Consider the following 25,066-nt stretch of genomic DNA (forward strand, 5'->3'; position numbering starts at 1 on the left):
TGCTTTTCAGGTCCGGGTACAAGAATGTTGCCGTCCTTTGAAATGTAGGACTGTTAATGGTTTGGGGCTGATGGCTATGTGGATTTTGTCCGCCAGCGAACGATTTACCGTCCGGAAGCGGACATCCAGGACTAGCCCGTCTGCATGCCGGTGGTAGAGATGGTCGCTTAATGCTATCAGTACATCATTAAAGCCGCCGCCATTGATCCACCGTCATTTCAAACTTGATTTCACCTTTTCCATGCAGGCCTGTTTCTTTCCAGCCGGCTTTCCTGTAAAAGGATTCAGCCCGGGTACCCGGTGCGGTGCCCAGCCACAGCGGCGCATCTGTTTGTGTGAAATACCAGTCCAGCATCACATCATGCAGTTGCCTGCCGATGCCCTGTCTGTCGAATTCCGGGTGAACGAATAACGCCCATATATTGTGCGCTTGTAAATCGACAATGGAAACTCCTACTACCTGGCGGCCGATTTCACATACCCAGCCTTTGCCTCGGGTAAACAGGAAGGTTTCGCAGTCCTGGTCGGTGACCAGGTTAGGATCCGACAACATATTTTCCTTCACCGCGTTTCTCACGGTTTGTATTTGGGGAATGTCGTGGAGCCGGGCTTCTCTAATGATCATAGGAGTAGTATTTTATGTTGTTGGGAGTGCTACAAAAAAGGTAGTTCCATAGCCTGGCTGGCTTTCATACCAGATACGGCCTTTGTGTGCTTCTACTATTTGTTTGGATATGGCGAGCCCCAATCCGAAGGAATGTTCTCCGGCAGTGCCCTTTCGCCGGGTGGTGGTAAACATCTGGAATATTTTGTCCTGCATATTATCGGGAATGCCTATGCCGCTGTCTTTTACGGTAATCACCACTTCCCCGGACCTTTCTTCCATCTGCACAAAAATATCGGCGCCGTCGGGACTGAATTTAATAGCGTTGGTAATTAGGTTGCTCACTACCCGCCATATTTTTTCGCGGTTGATGGGTAGCGTCACTCGTGACGCGCCGAGGTGGATGTGCTGTTTTTTATTTTCCGCCTTGAACTGTAATAAGTCCACACAGTAACGTAACATATCGTATATATCTGCTTTCTCTTTTTTTAATTCTTCTGAGCGGCTGTGCATCATCAAAAGGCTGTCTACCATTTCCATGGAATGCTCGCCGGAAGTTTTGATGAGGTCCAACATTATCTGGTTATCGGGCGATTGCGCTCCTTCTTCCAGCAGCATGGCGGCGATGGTGGTCATGGCGCCCACCGGGTTACGGAGGTCGTGCGCCACTACTTTCATGATCCTGGTATTGTCTTCCTGGCTTTGTTCCAGCGCCGTGAGCGTCGTTTGCAGGTCACTATTCTGCTCCATTATTTTTTTGTTGAGCTGGTTGGACACCCGGTATTGCCGGTAAGTGAAAACAGCCAGCAATGCACAGATGCTGCAAAGGCCAATTAATAACCAGATTTTCGATTCTTTATTACGATTGCTGATGGTGAGTAGTTTGTTTGCGCCTTCGATATTGCTGTATTTAACATAGTCGCCGATGAAATTTTTCAGGTTGTCATTTTCTTTCGTGAGTGCGTTTTCCAGTTGTTCATGGGCGCGACTGATATTGGCGGTATTGCCGGTCCGTTTTGCGGTAGCAAGTATTGCCTGTGCGCCCGGTATCATCATATTTTCATATCCCGTTTTCAGGGCAAGGTTATAGGCTTCATAATAGTACTTGAGTGCGCTATCGGGGTTACTTTGATCATAATAGCTACCAATACCGGATAAGCCATTCATTTCAAGTAGTTCGTTGTTCTGTTGCCTGCATCTGTCCAAGCTTTCTTTCAGTAATGGCAAGGCTTCTTTCTTTCCCTCGGTGATCATTACGTTCGCCTGCATTTGCATGATCATAATGGGAATCCATTCCGTCTTATGCCGGCGGGCAATAGCCTGCGATTTATCGAGGTAATAGTTGATACTGTCGGCGCTAAGTGACGGCATACAGGTACAGTAATTGACATATAAAAGACTCATGATACTGTCTTGCTGTAAATGGCTGCCCAGGGCCATGGCCTGGTGGAAGTAAGTCCTGGCCTTGGCGGTATCGGCTATTTGCGAATAGGTAATTGCCATGTTCATGAGCATTTGTACCATGTTGGCAGTATCGGCCATTCGCCCGTAACCTGTCAGTGCGTTGCTAAATAAGTTCAATGCTTCCCTGGTGAGCCCCCTGTTGGCAAGCGCAATAGCAATGACATTATCCGCATCTGTTTCACCTTTAAAATAGTGCATGTGGTGCGCCAGGGCTTTGGCTTTAAGCCCATAGTAAAAAACACTGTCTACGTTTTTTACCTGGTAAAGTATTCCTACCCCGTTCAGCGCATTCACGAGTGCAGTGCTGTCTTTGATGGATGATAACCGTGCCCTTTCTTCCCACATTTCTTTAGATTGAGCGATCGCGTTATTGATTATTAAAAATAGTAATAGCGCTAATAATAGGCAGGGTCCTGGCTTGGGTATATTCATGTCGTATTAATAGGTATATACAATTTACATTTTTTTTGCGGGAAATGTTACGCTTTTTACGGCCCGGGGGCTGTTATATATTTAGTGTTACGATGTAAGTTGAAAATTTAATTATCTCCAATTGTTAATACTTTTCTCTTTACGTTATTTCAAATACCTGCGCCCCGCGCAGGTATTCTTTTTTACCCACAACAACGTTTTTATATAACTTTCATAAATAACTCCCTATCTTGTTTGGCATTTTATGCCATTAAAGTAATAGATTTATAGGTGAGATGATGACCGATTACTCCCATTTTGCTGATGAAGAGCTGGTTCAGATGATGGGTAAAGATGATCACAACGCCTTTACCGCTATATATTACCGCTATTGGAAGCGGTTGTACGTATTGGCATATGATCGCTTACGTTCCCGTGAACTGGCTGAAGACGTGGTACAGGACGTACTTACCGGCCTGTGGCAACGGAGAGGGCATACAATTATCCGGTCTTTACCGGCCTACCTGGCCACCGCCAGCCGCTACGCGGTATTTACCCAACTATCCAAACTGATGCCGATAACACCGGTAGAAGCATTGCCGGAAGCGGTGCAAGCCGTAACCGATGATGCCGCCACGATACATTTCCTGCAACAATCTATGCAGGAACAGCTAAAGCAATTACCCGAAAAATGCCGGATTGTTTTTGAATATAGCCGGGAAAAGGGAATGAGTAACAAAGAAATTGCCGCCGAACTCCAGATCTCCGAGAAAGCGGTGGAAAAGCATATCACCAAAGCCTTACAGCGTTTACGCGTACAATTTCGGAACTATTTTCACACCCTGGTATTGTAGCGGAAAATTTTTTTTCCGGAGAGGTAGGGTAGGACGTCTATTTCCCTACTCTACTTATATAGCACCTTATTAAATCATGATTGTGGATGGAAACTAATGAGCTGGCCATACTATCGGAGAAGTACCTTGCGGGGAAAGCCAGCGAGGAGGAAACAACCCGGTTGTTGCAATGGTACAATGCCTACGACGAGACAGCTTTAACCGTGCATATAACGGCGGCAGAGGGAGAAACAGAAGCATCGCTGGAACAGCGCATGCACGCCCGTTTGCTGGCAGCAACGCTGCCAAGGGAAAGCCAGCCCCGTTTGCGCCTCGTGCTTTCCAAAAGCTGGAAAGTGGCCGCGGCAGTGGTTTTATTACTGGGAGCAGGTATTACCTATTATGTCTCTACCAGTAAACCTAAAAACAGCATAGCTGCCAAAGCTTTACCCATAGCCCCCGGGGGCGATAAAGCCACCCTTACCCTGGCCGACGGATCGGTAGTAAACCTGGATACCACCGGCAGCGGGTGGGCCACCATACAGGGAAGTAGCAAAGTGCAGAAAACCGGCAAAGGGGAAATTATTTACCAGCACGGCGGGCCGGTGGCGGAAGCGGTGAGCAACAACGTACTGCGCACGCCCAGGGGCGGACAATTTAAAATCAAGCTCCCCGATGGCACCGATGCCTGGCTGAATGCCTCCTCTTCTATCAGCTATCCTACGGCGTTTGCCGGCAAGGAAAGAGCAGTGACCGTTACCGGGGAAGTATACTTTGAAGTCGCGCCTAACGCGCATCAACCTTTTTCAGTAAGGGTCAACGATATGGAAATACTGGTGCTGGGCACCCATTTTAATGTGAATGCCTACGCCGACGAAAATACCATGAATACTACTTTGCTGGAAGGAGCTGTGCTGGTAAGAGCGGGCAGCCAGTATAAACGGCTGGACCCCGGCCAGCAAGCCAGGGTAACACCCGGCAAAGAGGAAATCACCTTCGTGAAAAAAGCAGATGTGAATAATGTGATGGCCTGGAAGAATGGCTACTTTTCATTTGATGATGCAGATATACCCACTGTGATGCGACAATTATCCAGGTGGTATAATATAGAGGTGAGCTATGCCGGCAAGATTCCGGAAGAGAAGTTCACCGGGGAAATCGGCAGAAGTCTTACACAAGAACAACTACTGAAAATACTGGCGCAGGCAAAGATCCAGTTTAAAGTGGAAGAGGGGAGAAAGCTTATCATTTATCCATAATCAAAAACCAATCACCAACCATTGCTGATACCACCAATATCAGCCACCAGGATGCCGGGTACCACCAACGCCTGCATCGATAGCTATCCTGTCAAACTTCGTGTTATGAGCGATAATAGTCCACCGGACAGGGGCTAGTTATATTCATCCATAAAAAAACCTGGTGTCAAGATTGGCGTCCGCACCAGGCTTTAGTTATGGTTAACTCATTCAGGAAAACGATTCTACTGCTTAGAAAAAAGCGGTTAGAAGCATTTTGTCAACCAAAAACCAATCTAAGGTATGAAAATTAATGTTGTTCACAGCGGGCATCACAACGACCCGGCTTTCAGCAACGCGTATTCCCATCAACCAGGGAACGATTATGTCACCAAAATCTGGAGAGTAATGAGATTGACCGCCCTCTTTTTAACGGTACTGGCCCTGCACGTTTGTGCCAAGGGATTATCACAAACGGTCAGTGTGTCCTGCAAGGATATGCCTTTACAGCAGGTATTCAGTATTATTAAACAACAAACCGGCTTCGTATTTTTTTATCGCAGCAAAGACCTGTCGGATATCACGCCAGTGTCGGCACAACTGAAAGAAGTACCCCTGAAAGCAGCCCTGGGAAAGCTGCTGCAGGATAAGCCATTGACTTTCGATATGGAAGGCAACACCATCGTTATTTCCCGCAAAACAGTGGCGCCGGAAACCGCCGCCGCCGAGCCTGTGCCTCCGCAGGAAGTAGAAGGAAAAATAGTGGATGGTAAAGGAACACCAATTCCTGGTGTTTCTGTGCGCGTGAAAGGCAGCAACACGGCCGCTATTACAGATGCTACCGGGCATTTCCGCCTGAAAGAAGTAACCCGGAATGCCACCCTGTTAGTGTCTTGCGTAGGCTTCGAACCACAAACCTTCAACTTGGGAGGCCGGGTCCAGCTGGAAATAGAGCTGAAAGCCAAAGTCGACGATCTCAATCAATATGTGGTAGTCGGTTATGGCAGCACTAAGCGGAAAGACCTGACCGGCTCCGTAGCCTCTGTTAATGTAGAAGAGGTGAAAAATGTTCCTTTCGCCAGCATCGACCAGGCATTGGCCGGTAAAGCCGCCGGCGTACAGGTAGTGCAGGCCGACGGCTCCCCCGGCGGCGTGGCTAAAATCCGCATCCGGGGCGGTACTTCCCTGCTGGGCGGTAATGATCCTTTATACATCATCGATGGCGTACAGGTAACGATACAAAACCGTTATCTCCAGAGCCAGGCGGAAGTGGTGAACCCGGTGGAAGGCGGTGGTAGCGACGACCGCAATGACGGCGTTTCCGGCTCTTTCTCCCGTGGATTAAACAGTCTCGCTGGCCTTAATATCAACGACATCGAAAGCATAGATATCCTCAAAGACGCTTCTGCTACCGCTATCTACGGTTCCAAGGCGGCCAACGGCGTAGTGATCATCACTACCAAAAAAGGTAAGCTGAATCAGAAGCCTGTGCTGGAGGCCAACTACTATGCAGGCGTAAGTGCTCCCATCAAGGAAAAACTCCTGAACGCCAGCCAGTACCTGAGCCTGATCAAGGAAGCAGCGAAAAACCTCAACGATGCCAAAGCGCAAGCGGGTCAAAATGCCGATCCCAAGGCAACCGCTATCCTTACAGATCCGAGTTTCCTGGGTACCGCCAATACCGACTGGCTAAAACTGGTATTGCGCAATGGCATATCACATAACGCAGATATCTCGGTACGCGGCGGTGGCGCCGGTTCCAGGTACTACACCTCTCTTGCCTATACGAAACAGGATGGAGTATTAAAAGGTACCGACTTCTCCCGTATCTCGGGTAAAATAAGCCTGGATAATGAAATTACCCGGCGCTTTAGGATCATTACCAACCTCGATTATGGGTTCACTAAAAATAATATCACCAACGGTATCTATACACAGGCGTTGTTTGCACCGCCTACCTTACCGGCTTATAATCCTGATGGCAGCATCTATCAGTTCAAGGGATCACAGGTGGGCGCGTACGACTACCAGGGCTTTCAAAATCCACTGGTATTGCTGGATGGCATCAACCAGGGTAAAACAGCCTCTCTCATCGGGTCATTGAGCGGCGACTATGATATCCTGAAAGACCTGAAATTCAGAAGTACCCTGTCTGTCAACTATAACAATTACCACCAGCTGAACTATGTGCCCAGCACGGCGGTAATTGCCTCCCCGGATGGTACCAGCAGCTCCAATGGAGGTACCGGTTCGCAGGCGCAGACCGAAGACGTGAACCTGTTTTTCGAAAATACCCTTACCTGGGATAAACAGTTTGATAAAAATAACCGCATCAACCTACTGGGTGGTACTTCCTGGCAGAAATACCGCTTCAACTCTTTTTCCGCTTCAGGACAAGGATTCCCGGATGATAAATTTCTCAATAATCTTTCTTCAGCCGCTGTTACGCTACCTTCTACCGGCATTTCCGGCCAAAACTCATTGTTGAGTTTTTATGTGCGTGCCAATTATGCACTGAGAGAAAAATACCTCTTTACCTTTACCGGTCGCTCGGATGCTTCTTCCAAATTCCCGGAACATAACCGCGTGGGTTATTTTCCTTCCGGTGGTATCGCCTGGCGTATTTCCCAGGAGCCTTTTATGGAACATGTAAACTGGGTAAATGAATTGAAGCTAAGAGCCAGCGGAGGATACACAGGTACGCAAAACTTTGGCGATAATTTATACTATACACTGTATACACCCGGTGCCTATGGCGGTACCAATGCCTTGATTCCTACTCAACTGGGCAATAGCCGGCTCAAGTGGGAATCAACGTTACAGAAAGACCTGGGACTGGACTTTGAATTATTCAATTCCCGCTTGCGTGGGGTAGTGGGTTATTATGAGAAGCATACCTCAGGGTTGCTGCTGCCTACCACGTTGGCGCCAAGTTCTTCCTATGGTAGTGTAGTAGCCAACATCGCCAATATTACTAACAAGGGCCTGGAGATAGATTTACGGACAGATATCATCAAGCATAAGTCTTTCCAGTGGACTGCCGCCATCAACCTGTCAGGCAACCGTTCCAGGGTAACGGATATCGATAAGGATTTCTCTGATCCCAATGAATTAGATGCTTTGAACATGGGGAACAGCATTGTAAGAAAAAATGAGCCGCTCGGACTCTTCTATGGTAAGCAGTTTGAAGGCATTATTCGTACGAAGGAACAGTTAGACGCCTATAAAAAAGCATATACCTATTATATGTATTTCAGTCCCTACCTGGGCATAGGCGATCCGATGTATAAATTGGACAGTACCGGCTTCCCCGCTCAGAACGTGATCGGACATGCCGAGCCTAAATTCTTTGGCGGTTTTACCAACACTTTTACCTATAAGCACTTTAGCCTTATTACGCTACTCACTTTCTCTTATGGTGGCCAGATGCTGTACCTGGCAGATATCCAGTATAAGAGCTTCCAGGAATACACCAACAAAGGCACGCGTATCCTGGGCAGATGGACTCCTGACAATCCCAATTCCGACCGTCCCAGGCTGATGCTGGCGCAAAACGGATATAATTATAATTCCAGCGCGGAAGTGTTTGATGGCTCTTATCTCAAATTAAAATCTATCACCCTCACTTATCAGCTGCCGGCGAAAGTAGCCACCAAAATGCATATCCGGGATGCCTCCATGTATATGTCGGCTACCAACCTGTTTACCATCACCAAATATCCGGGACCAGATCCGGAAGTGAGTAACAATCCTTACAGCTTAATCAATGGGAGTAACGATGTGAGCACTTACCCGACTGTGAAGCAATATAACCTGGGTATTCGTTTTGGATTTTAAACTATCAAACAGATTTTATGAAAAGTATCATATATACTATGCTGGGTGGCTTGCTGCTGACAACCGCATCTTGCAGGAAAGAGTTGGGGAAGCTACCAGAAAATGCCAAAGTAGATGGTAACACCATCATCGATCAGCGTACTTCTGAAATAGCGCTCAATGGCGCCTACTATCGTTTTGCTGCTGTTAACAGCAACGACAATGTGACCAAATGGATGGAACACGAAGTAACACCCGGCATCTTTGCCGGTTACCTGGGATATGGATATGGCGCTGACCCGGGAGAAATAAATGATATGGCGAATTCGAGTTTTAACAGCAGTTACTGGACTTCTGCCTATAACATTATCAATGCGGCCAATGGTATCATTAAAGGAGTGACCGCCCTGGATGATAAAGCTTTTACGGGCACCCGCAAAGCGGAAATTCTTGCTGAAGCCAGGTTCCTGCGGGCTTATGCCAACTTTAAATTATTGAGTTTTTACGGGCAATGGTTCAACCTGGGCAGTCCCTATGGCGTATTACTACGTGATGAATTTGTGATGGTAGATAAAATTTCTAAAGCGCGCAGCTCCGTGAAAGACAGCTACGCAGCTATCCTGGCAGATGTAGAGGATGCGATTACGCACGGTCCGGACGATAGGCCGAATTTTTACGCTACCCGCTGGGCAGCCATGGCATTGAAAATGCGGGTGCTGATGAGTCATGCGCAACCAGAGGATTATCCTAATGTAATTGCATTAGCCGACAGCATTATCAACAAGAATAAATACTCCTTGGAAGCCGTCACGAAGGATATCTTTTTAACCAAAGGACTGGGTAGCAGTGAAATCATACTAGGCGTGAAACCTCAGCAAAACCAGGAAAGCTTTTACTATACTTTAAGTAATCAATATTGGCCGGGCGCCTCAGCATTGTATGTAGCCAAAACGGCATTAAAAGACCTGTTGAATGGGGATCCGAGACAGCCCTGGATGGTAGGCACCGCCAACCGCTATTCACCCGGCACCTTTTTCTTTACTAAATACAAACAGCAGGGATCCACTACCACCGTGGTATCAGAAACAGCCTATGCGTTCCGCTTAACAGAAGTATATCTATTAAAGGCAGAAGCGCTGGTACGCTCCGGAGGCAGTACCGCCGCCGTGCGTACTATCCTGAAAACGGTGATGGGACATGCCGGTGTAACAGATTTTACAGCGATCGATAACGCCAGCGACACCAACGAATTGCTGAAGCAGGTCTACCTGGAAATTTCCCGCAACCTGGTTGGAGAAGATGGCCAGGAATGGATCGCCTTACTTCGCCTGCCGGTGGCATTAACTAAACAATTACGTCCTACGCTCACAGACCAGATCCGGTATATTATGCCTATTCCACACGAAGAATTCCTGTATAACCCAGCCATTGGCGATCAAAACCCAGGCTATCAAAAATAAGAACTGACCTTAAATTTTATTTATGAAGATGCATTCCAATCAACTACTCATGGGACTGGCGCTACTGGCAGCCTGCTCCCAGCCCAAGCCCAGGGCCAGTATCACGGCCGACATCGTTGGATTGAAAGATTCGGTGGTGTATATATCCATACCCCTAGCCGATTCTGCTAAAACAGATACCGTACCTGTAAAGGATGGCCACTTCACCTGGACCGGCGATATCACAGAACCGCAGAAAATATTCATCGGTACCCACACCCGTTATATTGAACTGTTTATGGAAAATGCTGCGGTACAGGTAAAAGGGAATATTGATTCAGTGGACCGGCTGAAGATCACCGGTTCTGCTACGCAAACGGCCTATGAAGCCTACCAGAAATCTATAGAAGACATTACCAGCCAGGAAGATGGTTTGTATGGAAAATACGACGAAGTAAAAGGCAACGATACCGCATTGGCCGCTGTGGAAGCTAAGCTGGAAGTACTGCGGGAGCAAAGACATGATCGGACTAAGGCTTATATTATAGCCCATCCGGAAAGCCCTGTAAGCGTAAGCATGATCGCCGATATGGCCGTAGTTGGGGAATATGCGCCCTTAGATAGCCTGTATCGTAAGCTTACACCGGGAGCGCAACAAACAGCAGCGGGTAAAAGACTGGCCAACCGGTTGGCGGTACTGAAGAAAAGCGCGATTGGCCAGCCCATGATCGACTTTACGCAGGCCGACGTAAATGGAAAACCGGTACGCCTGTCCGATTACAAAGGCAAATATGTGCTACTCGATTTCTGGGCCAGCTGGTGTGGTCCTTGCCGTGCGGAAAACCCGAATGTACTGAAAGCCTACAACCAGTTCAAAGATAAGAACTTCACTGTTGTGGGCGTATCGCTCGATGATAAAGCCGACAAGTGGAAAGAGGCCATCGAAAAAGACGGTATGCCCTGGATCCAGGTGTCCGATCTGAAAGGTTTCCGCAATGAAGTAGCCCAGCAATATGGCATACAGGCCATTCCTTTTTCTTTCCTGATAGACCCTCAGGGGATCATCGTTGCCAAAGAATTGAGAGGCGCCGCTTTACATGCCAAACTCGCAGAAATCCTGAAATAGTATACCCACAAAAAACAATATCATGAAATATGCTTTCACCGCGTTCCCCCTGGTATTATTATGCTTACAGGGACAGGCGCAGGAACAACAGCCCTTCACGCTGAAAGGGAATATCAAAGGACTACCTAACCGGTATGTGTATCTCAGTTATGCCACCGGTAACATGTCGTATAAAACTGATAGTGTCCTTTCCAAAGATGGAAAATTCACGTTCACCGGCAAGCTCGTACAACCCGTTGAAGGACGGATGTACCTCGACAAAAAAGCAGCGATGTATGGGGAAGGGGATATGACCAATTTCTTTATGGAGTCGACCACCATGCAGTTGACTGCTATCAATGGAAAATTAAAGGGCGCTAAGTTAACCGGTTCCCAAACCCAGCAGGAGCAGGATAAGCTGGAGGCGATGCGGGCGCCGGTAATGGCGAAGCTCAAGCCCTTATCAGATGCCTACAATAATGGCAACAAAGAATATATGGCTGATATGCGCGCCAAAAAATCCGAAGACGCCATGAAGCCCCTGAAGGAGAAACTGGACGCCATAAAAGAAAAAATGGAACCGTACTACGATGAAATGGAAAAGATTGATAAAGCTTTTATCGATCAATACCCCGATTCGTATGTATCCGCACAGCTACTCCGTTTCCGGGTAAGTGGCATGCCACTGCAGGAAGGCGAAGCCGCTTACGCTAAAATGTCGCCTGCCATGCAGCAGAGTATGCATGGCCTCGAAATCCGGAAGGAGCTGGATGGCCTGAAGGCCGGTTCTCCCGGTAGCACCGCCCATGCATTCACCAAAACAGACATAGAAGGGAAGACGCTCAGCCTGGCCGATTTTAAAGGCAAATACGTGATGCTGGATTTCTGGGCCAGCTGGTGCGGTCCCTGTCGTAAAGGAAATCCTCATTTGAAGGAGCTGTATACGAAATACCAATCCAAAGGTTTCGAAATCATTGGCATTTCTGATGATGATAGTAACCACGAAGCCTGGAAGAAGGCCGTAAACCAGGATGGTATTGGCATCTGGCGTCATGTACTCCGTGGGCTGGATTGGTCTAAGCGCCAAAAGAACCTGCCTAACCCCGAAGATGTAAGCGATTACTACGGCATTCATTCCCTGCCTACCAAAATCCTGATCGACCCCAATGGGGTGATCATTGGCCGCTATGGCGGTGGAGGCGAGGATGATGAAGCGATGAATAAAAAATTAAAAGAAATATTCGGCGCATAGGCGAATAGATGGATGATGATGACAATCCCCGTGGTGGCTTCACCACGGGGATTTTTTCGTATATCCTGGCTGTTTTTTTGCAGAAAATTGTATGTTTGCGGAGTTAATAACGTTAACCCATATCCGACATGGCATATACTATTCCGAAAAAAGACGTCATCAAATACGGTCCGGAAGCTTTAAAAATATTTCATCTTACTATTTACGAATGGATCGATAACCTGCATTTCGTGATGGATCCCCGGAAGTTCCTTGACAATGCTGCCGAATATATTGCAGTGGCCAGAGAACGTTTTCTCCAGGCGAGTTGGGAGGGCGATGGTGACATCGGGTTGATCTGGATACCTCCTTTTATGCTGCAACAATACGCCAACCAGGATGCGGCATGCGGGGTAGTGGTATGGCATGTAAAGCAGGTGGAAGATGGTATATCCTGGTTATTATCTCCCATAAAACTTCCTTTTGAATAAGGCTGCTATTATTTTTGAACCTACTGTAGCGAAAGATGCTTATGGCTTTTCAGCAAATACAACTCCCCGTTCAATATGAATTCGGACATGCTAACCTGAAAGTAAGAGGGTGTGCTATACATAAAGATTTTATCCTCCTTTGTTTTAAAGACAGTCCAATGCTGGCCAGAACCAGCCCTGACCTGCAACTGGAATGGATAAAAGATCTGGGCGTGGATGCCGGCGGGTATGTGTCGCCCCGTGTCGATATCAGCCCGGACGGAAAATTGTTCAGCATCACCCAGGCCGACCGGCTACGAGTCTTTGATGAAACAGGGGAGCCGCAATTTCATTTTGAGCACTCCGCCTGGGAGGCTTTCAATGGGGCCAATGGGTTTTTTACGCCCGATAACCGGCGCCTGTTGTTTATGTTTCCCGGAACAGATTGCGATCACCTGTCGGTGCTGGACCTTAACTCCCGGGAGGTTAAGATGACCACGCCTGTAACCGATCATCAATATTGCACCTATACGCTCAGCGCTATACCTGGCAGCGATAAAATCATGCTGGAAGCGGCGGCGGGGCAGGATGAATGCCGGTTGTCGCTGGTAACCCTGTTGGAGGACAACCTCCTCATCGAAGGCATTACAGAATGCCAGGACCGGGTAATGGGCACATTTGCACCCGATGGGAAAGCCTTTGTCACCGGGCCGCATTATGAGGAAGATATAGAGGTTTTTTCTTTCCCGGGATTAGTCAAATTAAATGACATTCCACAGGAGGACATTTTCCGAAACCGGGATGAATATGTATCAGAAGAGCCGGACAGTCTGAACTATTATGTGTTTTTCCTGGGCCAGCAGCATCTCATCGCGTTAACCCGCTTTGGCCGTCTCTTACTGATTAACCGGAGCTCCGGGGACTGCATCGGTGAGCTATGCCTGGAACATTTCAGTATGACTGCCTACGATGATGAAGGCGAGCCTACGACTGATCCGGACAAGATTGTCGACTACAGTAACGACCTGGGGGATATGCGGTTGGTGGCGCACGACCGTTTACTGGTCCACCATAGAACCGGACGGCTGTATATGTATTCCCTGGCGCCGGTGTTAACCTGGCTACAAACGCAGTAATGTTTGCTGGTAGCGGCTTTTGTATAAGGGCTGTAGATGTTTATCCGGTATTTTGTAGATTATATGTAGATACCGGAAATTAGCAGAATAAACAGATTCGCTGTAGTTTTGAACCACTTTATTAGCTATAACCCAATAACCCGGCAGCTAATAAATATTAACATTTTAATCATATAAATAACGATAAAGCCTAAATATTAGTCATGTTCATTATTTACGAAATCCGTACGCAGGAACACAAAACTGTAGCCCATCCTGAAGTAACCTGTCCTCTTTGTCAACAGCAAGGCGGCGTCCATATCGCCATTCGTCAGCGATATATATGGTGGTTAGGGCCTATGTGTCCAACCCGCAAGTTTGGCATTGCCTGGTGCGAACGCTGCGACGAGAAGATCCCTAATGTAAAATGGAGTAAGCCCCTGGAGCAGGCGTACCGAAATGATCGATCATCTGTGAAAACGCCCCTGCGTTTGTGGAGAGGCATGCTGGTCATCGGTGGGCTGTTGGCCACCCTAAGTGTGGTAGCCATGGTAAAAACAAAGATACGTGCAGTAGATACCAGTGCACAAACCGAATACTTTGCGCATCCGCAGGTGGGGGATATCTATTATGCCCACACCGGCGGCGAACTGAAAGTAGAGGGCAACAGCGCCAGCTCCGTTAACGAAGTGTATGCCCTGTTTAAAGTAGTAAAGGTAGATGGCGACAGCGTATTTGTAGTACAAGGCAATGGAAGCCGGGTAAGTACCGCGGGTAACATCATCAATGAATATACCTCCGGCTTTTGGGACGACATAGAAAAGGAAACTACTGCTTATTCCGCCAACCCTATTATTATCTCGCATCAAAGCATGATCCAATACCGTTTTTTTACACCGCTGCCAAGGCTGAAAGATGCTACGCCGGGGGCAATTAAGCAGATAAAACGCCCCGGAAAATAATCTTTATCTACAAAATTCATTGTTATGGAACAGGAAAAACCTTCGGAAAAGAAAATAAAGTGGACTAATCCTCACCGCGATGGGGACTACGAATATGTAAACAGCTCCTCTAAAAGCCCCTGGCCCGCCAGCATTATGTTTACCGCATTCGGACTCGGATCCATATACCTGGGCTGGCGCAGGTATAACGAGTTGTTGGAATGGCAAACCAGTGGCACTACTATTCGCATGCGCTCCCTGGAGAAGCTCTGCTATGACCTGGCTGGTATCTGGCTGTTCCCATTGATACTGGGGTTGTTTGGTCTGTTCATGCTCCTGGCTGCCATTGCCAATTTCCGCAGGAATCAAAAATTAAAGAAATCGTAAGATGGTCATCAGAAACGTAACAGAAAAAGAACCTGTTAACCAGGTAAAGGTAACTATCCCACCCTGCCAGAAATGCAAGGGCACAGAAGGTACCCTGTATATCGACTATTTCATCAGTTACCAGAAAATACTGGGCATCAATATCGTGGCCTCGCATAGTAAGAAAGCGTCGGTGCATTGCGATGCCTGTGGCAACTATATCAAGCGTGGACCCTGGTCGCCCGAACTGAAAGCCCTGGAGCAATCGGAACTGGCAAAAGTAAAGATCTCCTTTTGGAAACGATATGGTGGCTGGATATTGATACTCCTGGCCATAGTGGCCATTGAAGCCTATTACAGGATTAAAGCTCATTATCATTAAACTATATTTTCTATGGATAGTAAAACAATCGTTATTCAGAGAATAGAGAAGAAGTTAGCTGCTTCGGAAAGGACCATTAAAGTATGGGTACCGGTATGCCTGGTTGCTGGGCTGGTATTTGGCATCTGGGGGTATCAGCAAATGACAGCATCCGGTCCCGGATGGATATTCGGCGTGGGCGTTGCACTGATCGTCATCCCGCTGGCTTTACTATACGATGGCCTGAAAAACCGGAAAGATAAGTTCTTGCTGGAATACGCGAAAAATCAGCCTGCTAAGATCGTATGGATCTACCACCACATCCTGCGCATGAACGGGGTACCACAGGAAAGTATGATGATAGGAGACGATGAAGGCAACGTCTTTAAGATGCCCATCGTCCGGAAACGTGGACAGGAAGATGAGCTGATGAATGCATTGGTGAATACCTTTCCGCAGGCAGTGGTAGGATTTTCACACGACTTGAAAAAGTTGTATGCCCGTAATCCCCAACAATTCAGGGAGCAAGCAATGCAACAGCAATAAAAACAAACAGGGGTTTCACTAAGTATACAGCCTTCCAATGATAACATTGGGGGCTTTTTTTTTGTCGGATTTTTACAAACGCCCGCTTGTTATAAATTAAATCGCCGTCACTTTCAGCACCACGCTGGTCCTTCGAGCGCTCACCTCAGGATTTAAACCAATGGCAGTGCTTTTGGAAAGGAGGATGCCGACGGATATTCATGATGCGGTTTGTACAATAAATTTAACGGAAAAAAGTGTATTCCCTTTATTTATCTGACCTGGAGGGAATATGGCCGGATGTCCCCCTTAGAATGTCTTTTCTGCACCCCGTATGCCAACAGGAACCCACCTAACTTTGTTTGTATATTGTATCACTAAATAATAAATACAGTTATGAATAACCAGGATTTTACGACTACCATCGTAGTAAATAGTACGCCCGAAGCAGCCTATCAGGCTATCAACAATGTACGGGGATGGTGGTTGGGACAAATAGAAGGACCGACCGATCAACTCAATGATGAATTCAGCTACCGCAACCATGGTATCCACTACAGCAAGCACCGGATCACGGAATTGGTACCCGGTAAAAAGGTAGCGTGGCTGACCACAGATAGTTCCCTGGAATTTGTGGAAGATAAAAACGAGTGGACAGGCACCAGCATTACTTTCGATATTGCAGGTACAGGTAACCAAACGGAAATACGTTTTACACATCACGGGCTCGTGCCCAGTTGCCCGTGCTTCGGCGCCTGCTCCGGCGGCTGGACGCACTTTATTAACGGCAGCCTGCAAAGTTTTATTGACACAGGCAAAGGAAGGCCTATGTAGTAGCAAAAATGAAGACGCCAGGAATATATAAATCGCCTGGCGTCTTTCATTTTTTATTTTCTGTTTGAAAATTACCCCTTTAGTATTTTCGCTTTCTCCACGTCAAATTCTGCAGCAGATAAAATCCCCGCATCCAACAATTCTTTCAGGTCCAGCAAGGCCTGCTTCTTATCGGTAATGCTGCTGCCACCTGCGGCCGCCAGCGATGGCGCTGTATTTGGCGTTGCTTTAGCTGCGGTAGAATTATAGCTGAGCAGCAGGGCGGCAATTTCGTTATACCCTTTTATGGCAGCATAGTCGATGGCTTTTTGTTCTTTGGTATTTACCACAGATACGTCGGCTCCCCGTTCCAGCAGGTATTTAACAATATCTTTTTTCCCACCGGAGGCGGCGTAGTGAAGGGGCGTATTGCCCGATTCGTCTTGTATGTTGATGTTGGCGCCTTTCTCCAGCAGCAATTTTACCATACTTAGGTGGCCATTTTTTGCTGCCACATGTAAGAGGCTTTCTCCGCCGTAACTATACGTATGATGCAGGCTGAAAGCACTGTCCATCGATAAGTTGGAGGCGCTCTCCACCCAGTCGAGGTAGCTGTTCATACTGGCGGTATCGGCCGACAGCGGCTGGCTGAAATTAACATCTATGCCTTTGTCGAGGAACAGGCTAACTATTTCCTTCTGGTTGTTGGCGCATGCATACCAGATGGGCGACAACCCATTCTTAGAGGTAATAAATATATCTGCGCCATGTTCTACCAGCAACTGTGTGAGGGCGCGGTTGGTATCATAGCAGGCAATCAGCAGGGGCGATTCGCCGGCATGATTGATATGATTCACGGCGGCATGATTGTCGAGCAGGCAGGTAACCATCACCGGGTTCTTAGCACGAACAGCCACTATCAGCGGACTATCACCGGCTTTGTTGGTGGTGTTTACATTGGCGCCATGGTTAATCAGTGTTTGTACAATTTCTTTGTTACGCCAGGCGGCAGCAATTAATAAAGGTGTTTCGGCCTGGTTGTTTTCCAGGTCTACTTCCACGCCCTTTTCCAGCAAGGCATCTACCAGTTCTTTTTGTCCCGTTTTGGCAGTAAGGTGTAATAGGCTATTTCCCTGTAAATCGTTGATATTTGTCCGGGCGCCTTTTTCCAGCAGGTAAAGTGCCGCTTGTTTTTGTTTCTGCAGGCAGGCAAAGTAAAAGGGCGTTTCCCCGTTATGATCTTCATAATCCAGGTCGGCGCCGGCTTCGAGCAACAGCTTTACCATATCCAGGTAGCCATGATGCGCGGTATAGTGAAGGGCTGTCCTGCCTTTTTCATCCGTGTAGGCAACATCCACTTCATTGTTGGCCAATAATATCTCTGCTATCTTGCGTTTGCCGCTTTCACAGGCAATAATAAATGACATGGACATAGTGCTATGCTTTATGTTTTAAGAGTAACTCCACTGCTTTGGCTTTCAGGTTATCCTGTGCGGCCAGGTCCATGGGGAGTTGATCAAGGTCGTTGGTGATGTTGGGATCGGCGCCCTGTTCCAGTAATATCTTCACTTTCCGGTACAGCTGTTTGGCGGCTTCCTGGTCGTAGTTAACGTTGTATGCGCAAACTTTATGCAGCAAGGTATTACCCTGGTTATCCCGGCGATCGAGCGTTACAGCGCCGGCATCCAGTACGGCTTGCAGGGTATCGGCCGGCTGTTCGGTGATCCAGTCCAGCGCCGCTTTGTCAGCGCCATAATAAGTGGACGTTTGATAGATATCAGCTCCATCTTGCAGTAACGCCTTCAGGAGCTCAATTTCCGATTCACTACCGCGGCGGCGCATGCGTACGGCGCCACCAAGAATGGTTTCGCCGTTTTTATTGACGATGTCAAAATCGGGGGATGCGTAAGCAGTCAGCTTACGATAGAGTTTCGTATCACATACCTGGTGAACGATAGCGGCATAAAACACCGTTTCCCCATCTTTGCCCGGTTGGTTAGGATCTGCACCATGTTGCAGTAACAGGTCGATATATTTCTCTTTCCTTTTCCCTACCGCCAGGTGTAGCGGCGTTTCCCGCACAATGTTGCCGGCATTAGGGTCCAGGCCTTCCTGTATAAGATATTCCAGGTAGACTACGCCGGTATCTTCTTTAATACCAAATTCCTGTACTATTTTATAGAGGTAATTTTCCTCGTAGTTGTTTTTATATTGAAGGTTGCAACCGGCATCTGCCAACGCTTTAATCACTTCTATCGGGGCAGAGAGATTAAAAGCCAGTTCCAGCAGGGTTTTATCCTGTACGGCATCGTTGATATTATCCAGCTTAGATAGGAAGGAAGAGAGGAAGCTGAGTTCTTCGGGGCTGTTGCCCAGGTAGCGAAACAGGCTTTCAAATACGCTGCCATCCAGCTTTTCATATTCGTACACATCGGTTTCAATGATACGGTCTTTGATCATGGCGTCGATGATATCGAACGCTTTTAACCGGAACAAGGTATCCAGTATTTGCCTTTTGTTGTGAGCCAGATCTTTCGGTAATTTCTCTCCGTCAGCTAGCTTTTGACGGACTTCTGCCACATTACCTCTTATCAGCGCGTCGGTCAGCGCATTTGTTTCGTGCATAGTTTCCTGATTTTTCGGGTCAATTTTTCTGTTTGAGATATGGATCTCGTGAAAGCATCTGCCTGAGTTAACAATAACAAACCTTTGTGGGCATAGCAGTCAATGGGATCAAACTTCCGATATTTCTCCCGAAAATTCAAGAAACCGTCAAAAAAAGTGTATATCCGGATGAAAACAAGCCTGTTTTCTCCGGAAAAATAACAAGAAGATCATACGCCGTTCTCCGGTTTAGGGAATAGTATCGGTATGGCTGTTATAAATAATTTTCCCGTTACGGATGGTATACACCACATCTGCAAAATGGCGAATGTCGTCGTGCGGATCGGCCTGCAGTAAAACAATGTCGCCATCCATGCCCTTCGCAATACGGCCGCTATGTGCTTCTTGTCTAAATCTGTGTGCAGGCGCTGTCGTCAGGGAGGCAAGGATCTGATCAAAGTTCAGTCCGGCTGTTGCTAATAGCATAAATTCTTCTGTAGTACTATAGTCGGAGATGTAGCCTACATCAGTGCCAAAGAGGATTTCACCTCCTGCGGCAGTATAAGCCCGGAGCTGTTGGAGGGCGGTTGTTACCAGCGGATTATCCTGCCAGGGAATATGCTTTTTCTCTAGTTCCCATTTGTATAATTTAAGGGTTGGGATGAGTGCTATCTTATGCCGGAGCAGTAGTGTCACTTCGTTTTTATTCCAGTTGCGATAGCCATCGGGCGATACATGCGCGAGGATATCTACGCCGCCGGCAATGGCAATATTCAGGCCGGTATCGGCGGTGGGATGGGCAAAAACCGGCTTGTGATACTTGTGGGCGGTGCGACTGGCGGCCTGCAATATGTTCAGCGGCATGGGTACTACGCCATGTCCATCGGGAGAAGCCGACCACAACTTGATACCATCGGCGCCGGCTTGTAGCTGCTGCATCACGAATGCTTCCGCTTCTGCCGGGGTATTGATTTCTGGTAGCTTTAACGGCTGTATATAAAAAGGGCTTCCGTGCGGCGGCACAAAAGGCACGCCTACGGTGAGTATCGCCGGACCCTTTACTTCCCCGGACATTACCCTGGCTTTCAATGCCAGCAGGTTAGGATAGTCCAGTGCTGCCAGGTCAAATACATGGGTAAAACCATGACTGTTGATCATGTTATTCATATGCCGGGTTAATTCCGCAGCTGGCGCATTGGCGGCATTGGCCCACTCAGGAGCAATAAAATGCACATGGCTGTTCCAGAATCCTGCCATCATCACCAATCCTTTGCAGTCCAGCACTTCCGCGGGCGCGGGTATCTTAATCGTTTTACTGTTTTCTATGGCAGTTATTTTCCCATCGGTAATGATCACAGTACTATTTTCCAACGGTAGTTTCCCGGGAGAAGTGTAGATACGTGCGCCGGTCAGTGCCAGGCACGAATGAACGGGCGTTTGGGCATAAGAGGCGCAGCAAAGCAAGGATAGCAACAAAAGCAGATATGTTTTCATGATGCGGGTATTTCTACTATGAAAATAACGATTAATAAAGGCATACCATCAAACTGGTCCCAACCGAAGCATTGGTGTGATGAAAAGCCTCTTTTTTGTAATAATGCACAGAAAACAGGATATTACGATACCTGAAACATTGTTTATGAACGCAACCAAACAAATCGCCAAACATTTCCGGGATGTTCACCTGGGAGGAAACTGGACCAGCGTTAACCTGAAAGACACCCTGACCGGTATCAGCTGGCAGCAGGCCACAACCCAGATCGATGATCTGAATACCATTGCGGTGTTGGTATTTCACATCAACTACTACGTGGGCGTTATCACAAGGGTATTACAGGGAGGTCCGCTGGAAGGCAATGATAAACTGAGTTTCAACGTACCGCTGATATCCTCCGAAGAAGCGTGGCAGACGCTGGTAAACAAATCGATTACAGAAGCAGAAGAGATGACCGTGTTGATTGAAAAGCTCGATGATACTACCTTACAGGAAAACTTTACGGATCCTAAATATGGTACGTATTTCAGGAATTTATTAGGAGTAACGGAGCATACGCATTATCACCTGGGGCAGATCGCCATCTTAAAAAAAATCGTCCGTAACAGCGCGCAGCCATCATGATAGGTTTAATTTAAGTATATTTATTGCAGGAATGCAAAGTTGTATCAAAACCAGGTGTATATGAATCCTCCGGATCACCTCCCCATTATAAAGGGCGAAATTGCCGATTACTATTATGATCCATCCGGCATTTTATATTCCTATTCCAAAGGCATACGCAGAACAGTGGAAAATATTTCCGGCAATATAGCATTGGTAAAACAGGTAACGGGTAATAAGAAGGTGCCGTTGCTGATATATCTTACCGATTCTCCTGTTCCTGATAAGGCCACCCGCGAATTTTCTACTGCACAATTACCACACGTTTATACCGCTATGGCCATGGTGTCTAAACCTGGTTTGTCGCAGTTGATCATGCGTATCCTGTTTAAATTAAAGACGCCTCCGATTCCTATGAAATCGTTCACTAGTGATACAGCGGCAAGAGAATGGCTATTGCAGTTTGTTTAATGGGCAAGCAATTTTATATCGGCATCCTTTTATAGAACACCTGTTTTAGGTTATCGCAAGACTTCGGCGTTACCACCAATGGTATTTTTTCTACCAGTATCTGGCTACTGTCTAATCCAAACGCTTTACTGTCTGAAGTAGCCAGCTTATTGATAGCAAAATAGCTATTGAGGATGAATCCTTCGCTGACGGAAAATTCATTGTCGTACGACAACACGTTTTCGAAGATGACGAACTTATAATTGTTCAGGTTTTCGGCGATGAGTGCGGGATACCGCTGAAGAATATTCAATTCCTTGTTTTGCAGCATATCTTTTACCACGCTTCTGAACATCAGGCCTATCCTGGGTTGTACACGGAAACCCAACCGGAAGTCTATGCGGATAACTTTACCTTCGCTCATTTCTTCCACACCATATTCCATGGTGAAAGGCTCGTCGGTACGTTCCAGGTGTATCAGCCAGTACATATCCGCGCGCTTAGGGTTTTTCTCGAATATAGAGGTCAGCACCCTTTTTTCAATCTGGTTGGCATGATCTGCTTTGGTGAGATAAATTAAGTGCGAGGAAGTTTTGGGTGTGGTCACGTCATTACTCAAAGTCGCTATCTGCGGCAGGTATTTATTCAAATGCACAAAGCTCAGGAAGCGGTTGGTGATCTTACGGGCATTGAACCAGATATACATCGTGGAAATCAGCCCCAGTTCAAATACCAGGAAGAACAGCCTTTTAACGATCTTTACTGCATTGGCCACAAAGAAGGAGGATTCAACCGCAATAAACAGCAACATGATCACCGATACTATCCATAAAGGATAGTGCTTTACATAGCGAAGGAAGTAAAACATCAGTATAGTGGTCATCAGCATGGCAATGGTGATAGAGAAGCCATAGGCTGCCGTCATCGATTCACTGGTACGGAAGTATAATACTACCAGGAAACAACCAATGCAGAGTATCCAGTTAATGCTGGGGATATAAATTTGTCCGCGGATATTGGTGGGAAATTTCACCGTCACCTTAGGCCAGAAATTTAAGCTGATGGCTTCACTGATAAGCGTGAAAGAGCCGCTGATCAGGGCCTGGCTGGCAATAATCGACGCGCAGGTGGCAATCAGGATAGAAGGCAGCAGGAACCAATGCGGCACAATGGCGAAAAACGGGTTAGCCCCATCCAGGCTGTTTTTGTGCTGCAATAATGTCCAGGCGCCTTGTCCCAGGTAGTTAAGGATCAGTGTCACTTTTACAAATATCCACGATACCTGGATGTTCTTTTTACCGCAGTGCCCCAGGTCGGAATACAGCGCTTCAGCCCCTGTGGTACAAAGGAATACGGCGCCCAGCAACCAGAATCCTTTAGGATGGGCTGTCAGTAATTCCAGCCCGTATTTGGGATTTAAGGCCAGGAAAATATGTGGATAATGAATAATTTGACTAATGCCCAATATGCCCAGCATCATAAACCATAGGAACATGACCGGGCCAAACGCGCCGCCAACTACTTTGGTGCCGAAGCGCTGGAAGATAAAAAGCGCGAGGATAATCACCAGCACAATTTCTACCACCAGGTTATTCCCGGGAACAATCACCTCTTTCAGCCAGGGGACCATGTTCAGCCCCTCTATGGCCGATGTTACCGTAATGGGAGGCGTGATAATCCCATCTGCCAGCAGGGTGCCGGCGCCGATGATAGCCGGAAAAACAAGTTTGGGCCCGAACCGCCGTACCAGGGCATACAGGGAAAATACGCCACCCTCACCGCGGTTGTCGGCTTGCAGGGTAATGATCACATATTTGAAAGTGGTTTGCAGGGTCAGTGTCCAGAAAATGCAGGAGATGGCGCCAAAGACGAGGTGCTCATCAATAAACCCGCCATCATTCATGATGGTCTGAAAAGTATAGAGGGGAGAGGTACCGATATCTCCATAAATAATCCCGAGTGCAATCAGCAAACCAGCGGTCGTAACACGCTTAAAATGACGATGATGAGCATCCATGTTGCAGGTATAAATAAAATACATAGGCCGGCCCAAAAGAGCCAGGCATCTGACAGATTTAAAGCAGGGTAATTACACCCTGTGTATAATTCGGCGCGAATGTACAACTTGTGGGGTTCACAAGAGGAGCAGAGGGGGGAGATAAAGGGTATTTTAAGCGTATTTTAAGGCATATAGAAGACAGGAATAGAAAAGGCCCCGGATTATGCGACCCGGAGCCTTACTGTTTTAATGGGCAAAATGTTTACCTGGCCAGGTTAACGGTCAGGTTTAGCTCAAAAGCACCATTGGTATAATTACTTAAACCCGCGGTCTGCGAGTTGTAAATCACCTGGAAACCTGCGATAGACCTATAATTGGCTCCGGCTCCTACGCTAAAGCTTTTGGTACTATGATACAAGCCGAAAACATTCAACTGGTTTTGCAGAAAGGCAAAGTTGGCGCCGGCATCTACAATGTCTTTATAGCCTTTAATCCCCCGAAGACAGACTTTGGGCTCAATGGAGCTCAGCTGCTCCCCCGTTTCGAATTTATAGCCGGCGGCGGCAAAGAAGAGTGCCCGGTCAATCCCTACATCTGTATCGCGGGTTTTAACGGCACTTACCAGGTTGGGCATGGCGGCCTGAACAGTAAGACCTTTACGTGTAAACGCCACCCCAAAATCCGCTTCAAAATAGTTATCCCTCCTGTTGAAGGCATTAATATTCGGATCGGTCACATCTCCGTTGAGCTTTTGCGTATCCAGGCGCCGGGCAATGAAAGCGCCGGATAGCCCAAAATGTAATGCACTGGCGCCGTTTGTGCTCAATGGCAGGTGATAGGCATAAGTAAAGGCCACTTTGGTATTGTTGAGCAATCCGGCTTTGTCGTTGTAAATATTCATGCCGATACCTACCCGTTTAAACAACATATAGTCGGCCGATAGCGCCTTCGATTCGGGCGCCCCAGGGATACCCGACCACTGACGCCGGTAGGCCAGCGTTACATGCAACCCGGTATCAATGCCCGCCATGGCTGCATTGGCCATATAGGGCGCCTGGAAGTACTGTGCTGTCATAGGTTCGTCCAACGGAGGGGTATTACCTACCGTTTGTGCGTTTGTATGAAAGCTGCAGAGGGCACATACTCCCAGTGACACATATCTGATAAAATGTTTCATACCCGT

At 47.4% G+C, this 25,066-nt stretch carries 22 protein-coding genes; 15 read left to right on the top strand and 7 right to left on the bottom strand.

Features of this window, described 5'->3' with window-relative positions; translation table 11 throughout:
- Positions 1–187: 187 nt before the first annotated feature.
- The gene (locus tag HGH90_RS08860) at positions 188–625 is read right to left on the bottom strand and encodes a GNAT family N-acetyltransferase (RefSeq protein ID WP_168764348.1); all 438 of its coding nucleotides are present in this window, start codon (positions 623–625) and stop codon (positions 188–190) included.
- 12 nt (positions 626–637) lie between these two features.
- Positions 638–2,413, bottom strand: coding sequence for a tetratricopeptide repeat-containing sensor histidine kinase (locus tag HGH90_RS08865; RefSeq protein ID WP_168764347.1), 1,776 nt, complete (start codon positions 2,411–2,413; stop codon positions 638–640).
- Between the two features lie 362 nt (positions 2,414–2,775).
- On the opposite strand from HGH90_RS08865, the gene HGH90_RS08870 reads away from it, so the two are divergent.
- From HGH90_RS08870 to HGH90_RS08930, 13 genes are all read left to right on the top strand, one after another.
- A complete protein-coding gene (locus tag HGH90_RS08870) occupies positions 2,776–3,333 on the top strand; it encodes a sigma-70 family RNA polymerase sigma factor (protein ID WP_169190903.1) in 558 nt (185 codons plus the stop codon).
- A gap of 86 nt (positions 3,334–3,419) precedes the next feature.
- On the top strand, positions 3,420–4,571 hold the full coding sequence (locus HGH90_RS08875) for a FecR family protein (protein WP_169190904.1): 1,152 nt from the start codon (positions 3,420–3,422) through the stop codon (positions 4,569–4,571).
- Between the two features lie 282 nt (positions 4,572–4,853).
- Complete coding sequence (locus HGH90_RS08880) at positions 4,854–8,387, top strand: TonB-dependent receptor (RefSeq protein WP_248276987.1); 3,534 nt, start codon at positions 4,854–4,856, stop codon at positions 8,385–8,387.
- A 17-nt stretch (positions 8,388–8,404) separates the two neighbouring features.
- On the top strand, positions 8,405–9,826 hold the full coding sequence (locus HGH90_RS08885; RefSeq protein WP_168764344.1) for a RagB/SusD family nutrient uptake outer membrane protein: 1,422 nt from the start codon (positions 8,405–8,407) through the stop codon (positions 9,824–9,826).
- A gap of 22 nt (positions 9,827–9,848) precedes the next feature.
- Positions 9,849–10,931 carry a TlpA disulfide reductase family protein gene (locus tag HGH90_RS08890; RefSeq protein WP_169190905.1) on the top strand — a complete coding sequence of 361 codons (1,083 nt, stop codon included), beginning with the start codon at positions 9,849–9,851 and terminating at the stop codon, positions 10,929–10,931.
- Positions 10,932–10,953: 22 nt separating this feature from the next.
- Positions 10,954–12,162 (top strand): TlpA disulfide reductase family protein, encoded by a 1,209-nt coding sequence (locus HGH90_RS08895; RefSeq protein ID WP_169190906.1) that lies wholly within the window; start codon positions 10,954–10,956, stop codon positions 12,160–12,162.
- Positions 12,163–12,290: 128 nt separating this feature from the next.
- Positions 12,291–12,632: a hypothetical protein gene (locus HGH90_RS08900; protein WP_169190907.1), complete on the top strand. Its 342-nt coding sequence runs from the start codon at positions 12,291–12,293 to the stop codon at positions 12,630–12,632.
- Positions 12,633–12,673: 41 nt separating this feature from the next.
- Positions 12,674–13,747, top strand: coding sequence for a hypothetical protein (locus tag HGH90_RS08905; protein WP_169190908.1), 1,074 nt, complete (start codon positions 12,674–12,676; stop codon positions 13,745–13,747).
- Between the two features lie 203 nt (positions 13,748–13,950).
- Positions 13,951–14,688, top strand: coding sequence for a hypothetical protein (locus HGH90_RS08910; RefSeq protein ID WP_169190909.1), 738 nt, complete (start codon positions 13,951–13,953; stop codon positions 14,686–14,688).
- 24 nt (positions 14,689–14,712) lie between these two features.
- Complete coding sequence (locus HGH90_RS08915; RefSeq protein WP_168764338.1) at positions 14,713–15,054, top strand: hypothetical protein; 342 nt, start codon at positions 14,713–14,715, stop codon at positions 15,052–15,054.
- Position 15,055: 1 nt separating this feature from the next.
- On the top strand, positions 15,056–15,415 hold the full coding sequence (locus HGH90_RS08920) for a hypothetical protein (RefSeq protein ID WP_168764337.1): 360 nt from the start codon (positions 15,056–15,058) through the stop codon (positions 15,413–15,415).
- A gap of 12 nt (positions 15,416–15,427) precedes the next feature.
- Positions 15,428–15,940: a hypothetical protein gene (locus tag HGH90_RS08925; protein ID WP_169190910.1), complete on the top strand. Its 513-nt coding sequence runs from the start codon at positions 15,428–15,430 to the stop codon at positions 15,938–15,940.
- 375 nt (positions 15,941–16,315) lie between these two features.
- Complete coding sequence (locus HGH90_RS08930; protein ID WP_168764335.1) at positions 16,316–16,753, top strand: SRPBCC family protein; 438 nt, start codon at positions 16,316–16,318, stop codon at positions 16,751–16,753.
- A 71-nt stretch (positions 16,754–16,824) separates the two neighbouring features.
- On the opposite strand, the gene HGH90_RS08935 is transcribed toward HGH90_RS08930, so the two are convergent.
- From HGH90_RS08935 to HGH90_RS08945, 3 genes are all read right to left on the bottom strand, one after another.
- Positions 16,825–18,165, bottom strand: coding sequence for an ankyrin repeat domain-containing protein (locus HGH90_RS08935; protein ID WP_169190911.1), 1,341 nt, complete (start codon positions 18,163–18,165; stop codon positions 16,825–16,827).
- Between the two features lie 4 nt (positions 18,166–18,169).
- The gene (locus HGH90_RS08940; RefSeq protein WP_168764333.1) at positions 18,170–19,357 is read right to left on the bottom strand and encodes an ankyrin repeat domain-containing protein; all 1,188 of its coding nucleotides are present in this window, start codon (positions 19,355–19,357) and stop codon (positions 18,170–18,172) included.
- A gap of 228 nt (positions 19,358–19,585) precedes the next feature.
- Entirely contained in the window at positions 19,586–20,830 is a 1,245-nt protein-coding gene (locus tag HGH90_RS08945; RefSeq protein WP_168764332.1) for an amidohydrolase family protein, read from the bottom strand.
- Between the two features lie 145 nt (positions 20,831–20,975).
- Here HGH90_RS08945 and HGH90_RS08950 point away from each other — a divergent pair, with 145 nt between their 5' ends.
- Both HGH90_RS08950 and HGH90_RS08955 read left to right on the top strand, forming a co-directional pair.
- Positions 20,976–21,455, top strand: a complete 480-nt coding sequence (locus tag HGH90_RS08950) for a DinB family protein (RefSeq protein WP_169190912.1) — start codon at positions 20,976–20,978, stop codon at positions 21,453–21,455.
- 60 nt (positions 21,456–21,515) lie between these two features.
- Positions 21,516–21,905, top strand: coding sequence for an STAS/SEC14 domain-containing protein (locus HGH90_RS08955; RefSeq protein WP_168764330.1), 390 nt, complete (start codon positions 21,516–21,518; stop codon positions 21,903–21,905).
- Between the two features lie 13 nt (positions 21,906–21,918).
- Here HGH90_RS08955 and HGH90_RS08960 read toward each other — a convergent pair whose 3' ends face one another.
- Positions 21,919–23,901 carry a KUP/HAK/KT family potassium transporter gene (locus HGH90_RS08960; RefSeq protein WP_168764329.1) on the bottom strand — a complete coding sequence of 661 codons (1,983 nt, stop codon included), beginning with the start codon at positions 23,899–23,901 and terminating at the stop codon, positions 21,919–21,921.
- 244 nt (positions 23,902–24,145) lie between these two features.
- Positions 24,146–25,060: a PorP/SprF family type IX secretion system membrane protein gene (locus tag HGH90_RS08965; RefSeq protein ID WP_168764328.1), complete on the bottom strand. Its 915-nt coding sequence runs from the start codon at positions 25,058–25,060 to the stop codon at positions 24,146–24,148.
- Between the last annotated feature and the right edge of the window lie 6 nt (positions 25,061–25,066).

Source organism: Chitinophaga sp. Ak27, assembly GCF_012726295.1.
Classification (GTDB): Bacteria; Bacteroidota; Bacteroidia; order Chitinophagales; family Chitinophagaceae; genus Chitinophaga.

Coding starts and splice junctions, on each gene's coding strand:
- HGH90_RS08860 (WP_168764348.1), bottom strand. CDS start 625: ATGATCATTAGAGAAGCCCGGCTCCACGACATTCCCCAAATACAAACC.
- HGH90_RS08865 (WP_168764347.1), bottom strand. CDS start 2,413: ATGTGGGAAGAAAGGGCACGGTTATCATCCATCAAAGACAGCACTGCA.
- HGH90_RS08870 (WP_169190903.1), top strand. CDS start 2,776: ATGATGACCGATTACTCCCATTTTGCTGATGAAGAGCTGGTTCAGATG.
- HGH90_RS08875 (WP_169190904.1), top strand. CDS start 3,420: ATGGAAACTAATGAGCTGGCCATACTATCGGAGAAGTACCTTGCGGGG.
- HGH90_RS08880 (WP_248276987.1), top strand. CDS start 4,854: ATGAAAATTAATGTTGTTCACAGCGGGCATCACAACGACCCGGCTTTC.
- HGH90_RS08885 (WP_168764344.1), top strand. CDS start 8,405: ATGAAAAGTATCATATATACTATGCTGGGTGGCTTGCTGCTGACAACC.
- HGH90_RS08890 (WP_169190905.1), top strand. CDS start 9,849: ATGAAGATGCATTCCAATCAACTACTCATGGGACTGGCGCTACTGGCA.
- HGH90_RS08895 (WP_169190906.1), top strand. CDS start 10,954: ATGAAATATGCTTTCACCGCGTTCCCCCTGGTATTATTATGCTTACAG.
- HGH90_RS08900 (WP_169190907.1), top strand. CDS start 12,291: ATGGCATATACTATTCCGAAAAAAGACGTCATCAAATACGGTCCGGAA.
- HGH90_RS08905 (WP_169190908.1), top strand. CDS start 12,674: ATGGCTTTTCAGCAAATACAACTCCCCGTTCAATATGAATTCGGACAT.
- HGH90_RS08910 (WP_169190909.1), top strand. CDS start 13,951: ATGTTCATTATTTACGAAATCCGTACGCAGGAACACAAAACTGTAGCC.
- HGH90_RS08915 (WP_168764338.1), top strand. CDS start 14,713: ATGGAACAGGAAAAACCTTCGGAAAAGAAAATAAAGTGGACTAATCCT.
- HGH90_RS08920 (WP_168764337.1), top strand. CDS start 15,056: ATGGTCATCAGAAACGTAACAGAAAAAGAACCTGTTAACCAGGTAAAG.
- HGH90_RS08925 (WP_169190910.1), top strand. CDS start 15,428: ATGGATAGTAAAACAATCGTTATTCAGAGAATAGAGAAGAAGTTAGCT.
- HGH90_RS08930 (WP_168764335.1), top strand. CDS start 16,316: ATGAATAACCAGGATTTTACGACTACCATCGTAGTAAATAGTACGCCC.
- HGH90_RS08935 (WP_169190911.1), bottom strand. CDS start 18,165: ATGTCCATGTCATTTATTATTGCCTGTGAAAGCGGCAAACGCAAGATA.
- HGH90_RS08940 (WP_168764333.1), bottom strand. CDS start 19,357: ATGCACGAAACAAATGCGCTGACCGACGCGCTGATAAGAGGTAATGTG.
- HGH90_RS08945 (WP_168764332.1), bottom strand. CDS start 20,830: ATGAAAACATATCTGCTTTTGTTGCTATCCTTGCTTTGCTGCGCCTCT.
- HGH90_RS08950 (WP_169190912.1), top strand. CDS start 20,976: ATGAACGCAACCAAACAAATCGCCAAACATTTCCGGGATGTTCACCTG.
- HGH90_RS08955 (WP_168764330.1), top strand. CDS start 21,516: ATGAATCCTCCGGATCACCTCCCCATTATAAAGGGCGAAATTGCCGAT.
- HGH90_RS08960 (WP_168764329.1), bottom strand. CDS start 23,901: ATGGATGCTCATCATCGTCATTTTAAGCGTGTTACGACCGCTGGTTTG.
- HGH90_RS08965 (WP_168764328.1), bottom strand. CDS start 25,060: ATGAAACATTTTATCAGATATGTGTCACTGGGAGTATGTGCCCTCTGC.